The sequence below is a fragment of the Thalassoroseus sp. genome (assembly GCF_984380535.1).
Genome location: NZ_CFHRBF010000042.1, coordinates 1 through 5,379, shown reverse-complemented (window position 1 = coordinate 5,379; position 5,379 = coordinate 1). Strand labels below are relative to the sequence as shown.

Annotated in this window: 4 protein-coding genes, 1 tRNA gene and 1 pseudogene; 2 read left to right on the top strand and 4 right to left on the bottom strand. The window is 56.6% G+C overall.

Annotation, left to right across the window (positions count from 1 at the left end):
- The first annotated feature begins 3 nt into the window (after positions 1-3).
- Positions 4-76: transfer RNA gene (locus AC5DDB_RS29745), tRNA-Lys, on the top strand.
- 301 nt (positions 77-377) lie between these two features.
- Here AC5DDB_RS29745 and AC5DDB_RS29740 read toward each other — a convergent pair.
- Positions 378-1,229 (bottom strand): annotated as a pseudogene (locus AC5DDB_RS29740) (tyrosine-type recombinase/integrase); the annotation flags it as partial.
- A 253-nt stretch (positions 1,230-1,482) separates the two neighbouring features.
- Positions 1,483-3,165: a DnaB-like helicase N-terminal domain-containing protein gene (locus tag AC5DDB_RS29735; RefSeq protein WP_491743406.1), complete on the bottom strand. Its 1,683-nt coding sequence runs from the start codon at positions 3,163-3,165 to the stop codon at positions 1,483-1,485.
- Between the two features lie 20 nt (positions 3,166-3,185).
- Between AC5DDB_RS29735 and AC5DDB_RS29730 the strand changes: the two genes are divergently transcribed.
- Positions 3,186-3,368, top strand: coding sequence for a hypothetical protein (locus AC5DDB_RS29730; protein WP_491743405.1), 183 nt, complete (start codon positions 3,186-3,188; stop codon positions 3,366-3,368).
- A 122-nt stretch (positions 3,369-3,490) separates the two neighbouring features.
- Here AC5DDB_RS29730 and AC5DDB_RS29725 read toward each other — a convergent pair whose 3' ends face one another.
- Both AC5DDB_RS29725 and AC5DDB_RS29720 read right to left on the bottom strand, forming a co-directional pair.
- On the bottom strand, positions 3,491-3,703 hold the full coding sequence (locus AC5DDB_RS29725; protein WP_491743404.1) for a helix-turn-helix domain-containing protein: 213 nt from the start codon (positions 3,701-3,703) through the stop codon (positions 3,491-3,493).
- A gap of 257 nt (positions 3,704-3,960) precedes the next feature.
- The gene (locus AC5DDB_RS29720) at positions 3,961-4,866 is read right to left on the bottom strand and encodes an RNA polymerase sigma factor (RefSeq protein WP_491743403.1); all 906 of its coding nucleotides are present in this window, start codon (positions 4,864-4,866) and stop codon (positions 3,961-3,963) included.
- Positions 4,867-5,379 lie beyond the last annotated feature (513 nt).

The window sequence follows — 5,379 nt, the reverse complement described above, 5'->3', positions numbered from 1 at the left end:
CCCGAAGGCGTAGCTCAGTTGGTAGAGCAACGGACTTTTAATCCGTAGGTCCAGGGTTCAAGTCCCTGCGCCTTCACTTGATGCACAGTGTCGCACTGACTCGCATCATCTCGCAAACCAGGCGTTTTCGCCTGGTTTTTTTCATGGTTTCCGGTCAACCGCTCACCGTCGGCATCCGGTTCGCCAGTCGGCTCAACTCGCACTGGCTCGCATTGTTTCGCACTGTTTCGCTGCGCTACTGCTGCGCTTTTTCCAAAATGCGCAGCACTTTCCATCGGTTCACCAATCGGTCGACCGGTCGCGGCGGCGATGATTTCGTCGGTCATCCGCAGATAGTGGCGTTCACTGGTCTTCATGCTGTGACCGATCCACGCCGATACGGCAAACTGCGGATGCTTCATCGCATGTTGAGTCTCCGCCGATCCGCGGAGCGTTTGGAACAGATCGGCCCACGGCTCGATGCCGGCTCGCCCCAGGATCTTCTTGAAGTCGCGCGGGAGATTGTTCTGCGAAAGCGTGACCACCGGATCCGAAACCTTCCCGGCGTCCTCGAAGGCGGCCTCGAGCCATGGGGCCAGGTCCTCGAAGATTGGGACCAGTCGCGTTCGCTTTCGCTTCTGGTCGGGAACCATCATCACGTACTTATCCCAATTCACATCATCCCACGTCAGCCGATGCGTCTCCGACGTTGCCCGCAGTCCACCGAACCGCATCAGAGCAAAGAACACACGCCAGGCGGGAGTTGGGCAGGCGTCGAGGATCTTCGCGGCTTCATCCATCGTGACGAACCTTTTTAGTTCGGCGGCAAGCGACGAACTCTTCAGCCGCTTGAACGGATTCTTCTCAAGCAGCTCCCGGTCGACGGCTTCGCGGAAGATGGTTTTCGCGTTGCGGCAATGCGTTCGAACCGTCGCTTCCGACAGCTCGCCGGCGGCGACCTTCTCCATCATGCTGGCCCGCCAATCGGCGGCGGTGTCCGCGGTGATGGCATCGATGGTCATCGACTTGCCGAAAAACTTCAACAGCCGGCCGCCCGTGTCGCGCAGCCGTTGGACGCTCGAGGCGGCGATTTCGTTCGACCGTTGATCGAAATACTTCGTCAGCCACGCGGCCAACTTGGGGGCGGTCGGTTCGGGTGTCCGCGACTCGCACAGCCCGGCCTTGACGAGTTTCTCGTGCAGCTTGTCGTCGATCGTCTCGAGCCAGTGTTGCACAATCGGATCGGGCATCCGGCCGGAGTTCGCCGAGGAAATCAGCCGCTTGATGTAGAACAGGATCTCTTTGGCGTCATCCTCGAACACCCGCCCAAGATAGATGTGCTCGCGTTTCCGGTTCTTGCCGGTCCCGACCATGATGTCGATCCGGCGGCGATGCGGCGTCTTGCGGTCGTTCTTGTTCAAATCGACGATGCTTGCCATGCTGATTCCTCAATTTACCCCCTACGACCATACGACAAAAACGACATAATTCGAATTTGGTCGTTTATGTCGTAAGGTCGTAGCTTCGTTCAATGTAAACATAACGGGTTTCCGGTCGGCCTGGACCACCCTTGGAAACCGAAACTTCGCGGATCAAACCGAGATCCAACAGAAGGAGAATCGCCTTCTTGATCTTCGATGTGTGGTTGCGATTGAACAGGTCACGGATTTCCGTTTTGTTCAACGTGCCTGCTTCCCGGATCGCATCGAGGATTTGATCAGCGATCGGATCGCCCAGCGATTCGCCGAACACGTAGCCCGCGGATCGGTCGCAATAGCTCCACAGTGCCAACGCGGCTTTGAGATGCTCGATCCGGATAACGTCCGACTCATCAAGCAATGCATAGAGTGACGATAACCGGACAACGTGAGCCTCCCCACGACTTGTCACCGATCCCCACAGTCCCGGCCGGCCGCTTGAAAGTTCGCCGTACACTCGATGCCAGAGCTCGCGAGCATCGTCGTCACGACGCAAGGCAATCGGTTCCTGAGCGAACGAAATCGCACTTGCCAGCCGTTTGGCGATGCCATCCAGATCCCCATCGGTCAGACTTCCGCCGTCAGGCAGTTCCTTCGATCGTTGCACACACACCCACAAGAAACGGTTGGCGAAACCGTTCCCAGATTCCACGTCGGTTAGATAACGTCTCAGTTCAGGGGCGGTGATGTGGCCAATGATCGAAACATGGGCATCGGTGGCTCGCAGCGGATTGTTTTTGGTCAGCGTCCGCAGCTCGCCCTTGTCCCATGCGTTGCGGATGACCGGCGAGAGAGTGTTGCCTTCCCGCCGGACCGCATGCAAGATCGATGCAAACTCGCCTTCCTGGACGAGAACCCGCTTGTCGAAAACGTCGTTGTCACGAACCCGCGAAATGAGCCCTTCCCCGCTCGACAGACCGGAAATGATGTTGTCGGCAACCCACGACTCGACCGACTCAATGGCCACTTTCCGGAACACGCGGAGAACCTGGCCCATCGAGGTTCCTTTGCGTCCCTTCGATGATTTTCCGACCAACACGGCAAACGTGTTGGTATAGTGCCGATCGGCTTCGACTGGATAGAAGGCGTTGCGGCCGGCGACGCTGCCAAAGCAGACGAGAAACTGAATCAGCAGTGCGGCGGGATCGGCTTCGGTGTGCGGTTCCACGACTCGCACGAATTCGCCGGCGATGCCGTGCATGGCGTCCGTAGATAGATCCGGCCATGTTTGTTCGGTCCGGGCGTTCCCCGTCGGAGCATGCATCGAAAGCAGATGCCGGAACAACGGTACGGTCGTCTCGATGATCGGTCGAGATTCGTCCTTGGTTCGGTTATAGCATTCCGCCATCGACTCGAGGACCTGGCGGCGGCCGGCGATCTCCGCCAACTGTTCTGCATAGCTTTCGGCATGGGCGGCGTGGGGAACGGTTTCGGCTAGCTTCGCGAGATACGGCGGCCCGCCGATCGAGTCGAGTTCGCTTTGAGCATCCAACAACTCGGCAACGTTGATGATGTCAACCGGGTCTTGGCGTTGGCAAACGTCAACGATGGCGTCGAAAATCTTTTGATGCGGCGGATAGTAGAACAATCTGCGTTCGAGTGACTCGACACCCCAATGGGCCTTGTCATTGTTGAGCAGCATTGAACCGAGCAGCGCCCGTTCGATGTCGAGTGAATGCGGAACGCTTCCATTCAATGTTGGTGGCATCAGTGTCGGACCTTCCGAAGATGATGGAGAATCAAAGAGAGTCGATCGGCGACACTGAGAACGTCCAGGCGTTCCGGCCGCGGCGGTGGGAGCGGCAAGCATCGCGTGCGGCGACGGTAGCGGCGTTCCGCGGAGCGGAGCATGCGGACGGCGGCGGCGTTCAACTTAGAACGGGGCTTGGCATCGTCATTTGGTTCTGGTAGCTTCATGGTTGTGAGTTCCTGAGAATGTCGGTGTCTGCTTGGCGGTTGATTTTCGACTTGAGGAACGTGAAAGCCCGCGGGGAAGCAATACAACCCGCGGGCTTTTCCATGCGCAGCTACTTCTACTTTTGTTGCTCGATCCAAGCATCGAGTTCTTGCTGATCGTAGCGCTTGGCTCGACCAATGCGGATGCAGGGAATGTCCCCGCACTTCGTCAGTTGCCAGAGCTTGCGAAGCGAAATCGCAAGGTACGCCGCGGCCCCGTGGTCGGGAAGCAAACGAGGTTCGACAACCTGAACTTCGACTTGCGGTTCTTCTGTTTCGGTGGCGGCCATGAGAGAGAGTCCTTAGATCGGGCGTGTTCTGATTCGATGCACCGTGCGACGAATTTCGGCTGATGTTAGACTAGTTTTGGAGACTCGCAACGAATGTTTTCGGTGTGGTCGAAGAGGGCTTGAATAACTTTGGACGACTACGGACAACCTTGGACGACTATGGACAGGTGAATTATTTTCGTTTTTTTTTGACTCGCCGGATTTGAAACGAGAAACCGCCTCGAGCGGGGTTCTCAAGGCGGTTTGCGACTGAACTTTTAGAATTCTGTCAGAGGCACTTCGACTCGCCGGATCGAGTAATCTCCGCGGCCTTGGAAACACTTCGCGTTCCGATAGCTCGTTTCAGCACAGCACACCTCACCTTTCGAGTCCGTGACAACGTATAGCGCGACGCGAACTTCGCCGGAGTCAGATTCTTGAAGACTCTGTTGCTTGATCAGGTTCCGGACCGTGGCTCGATCTATCCTGAGTCGCTTCGAAATTCCTGACAGGGTCACACCCTGATCGCGTAAGCAAAGAACCCGATCAAGCATGGTGGACTGTGAAACGGGTTCGTCGAGATGAGCAAGTTTTTCTCGTAACGACTGGAACGCGTTGTCGCGATTTCTTGTCAACCACCGTGAATGATGGCCGTATCGGTTTGCGGTCACTCGTAGAGATTCGGCCGTCGTGTAAATGATGAGCAACACGCGTCGTTGCTCTTTGGGCAGCGAAAGAAATGCATGACGAACAGCCCGGCGGATTTCGCGATCGGCGGCCATATCGGCTGGCTCTTGACCGTTGGCAGGATGAGCTTCTTCGAAAATCGTACGCTTGGCTTGGCGATTACTTCGAACCGTCACAAGATCCTTGATGCGGCCTCGCAGCCTCAACATGCAGTAGGCGATGAAATGAATCTGCTTCGTCGCATTCAGCTGTTCGAACCTCCGAAACTCTCTTGGAAGTGAAATCCGCACGGCCAGATCCTGCATCGTTTCTTCGGCGTCCGAATGGTTCCGCAGCCTCTTGAACGCATATCCGTAGAGTCTGGGGTAAGCAAATTCCCAGAGTTCGCCGAGCCGTTGGGATTCGGCGTCCGTGAGTTTTTCCGGTTCCGGATGATCCGATTCGGATCGGTTTGCGTTGACACTGCGCGTACGTTGGGTAGGATGCTCTTTGAGCATTGAAATCGTCCTTTCAGGGGAATGGTTTCACGAAAGCCGTGGTGGTAACGACACCGCGGCTTTCATCGCGTAATAGGGGTGCGGAACGCGAGAGAGGGCGTGAAGCGATGGCGGGTCTCGAGCGCGGCATATCGCACTCGACCGCCAGAGGGCGATTGAGAACACTATGGTGCCGGTCCTGTACTGCTGATACCAGTTCGGGTTAAACGTCGCCGATGTTGACGCATCGGTGAACGGCACCGCCCATTTGAACGTCCGCACCCTCAGAATGCAAGTCTTCTCGCACAGTCTCGCACTGGGCAACCGCACCGGGGAATTATGTCGTTTTTGTCGTATGGTCGTAGGGGTGGAATAACCCTACTCAACTAATTGAGCAGGGCTATCGAAAACCTTGCTCAACTTTTTGAGTAGGGGTTTTCCGCCGGAAAGGCTAGGCAACAAATTGCCGAGCCTTTCGCGTGCATGAACGGGTCGGGTTCACGGTCACGCGTCTTCGAGTTTAACCGGGATTGC

Excerpts from the sequence above, each read along its gene's own strand:
- AC5DDB_RS29735 (WP_491743406.1), bottom strand. The coding sequence starts at position 3,165 with ATGCCACCAACATTGAATGGAAGCGTTCCGCATTCACTCGACATCGAA.
- AC5DDB_RS29730 (WP_491743405.1), top strand. The coding sequence starts at position 3,186 with ATGATGGAGAATCAAAGAGAGTCGATCGGCGACACTGAGAACGTCCAG.
- AC5DDB_RS29725 (WP_491743404.1), bottom strand. The coding sequence starts at position 3,703 with ATGGCCGCCACCGAAACAGAAGAACCGCAAGTCGAAGTTCAGGTTGTC.
- AC5DDB_RS29720 (WP_491743403.1), bottom strand. The coding sequence starts at position 4,866 with ATGCTCAAAGAGCATCCTACCCAACGTACGCGCAGTGTCAACGCAAAC.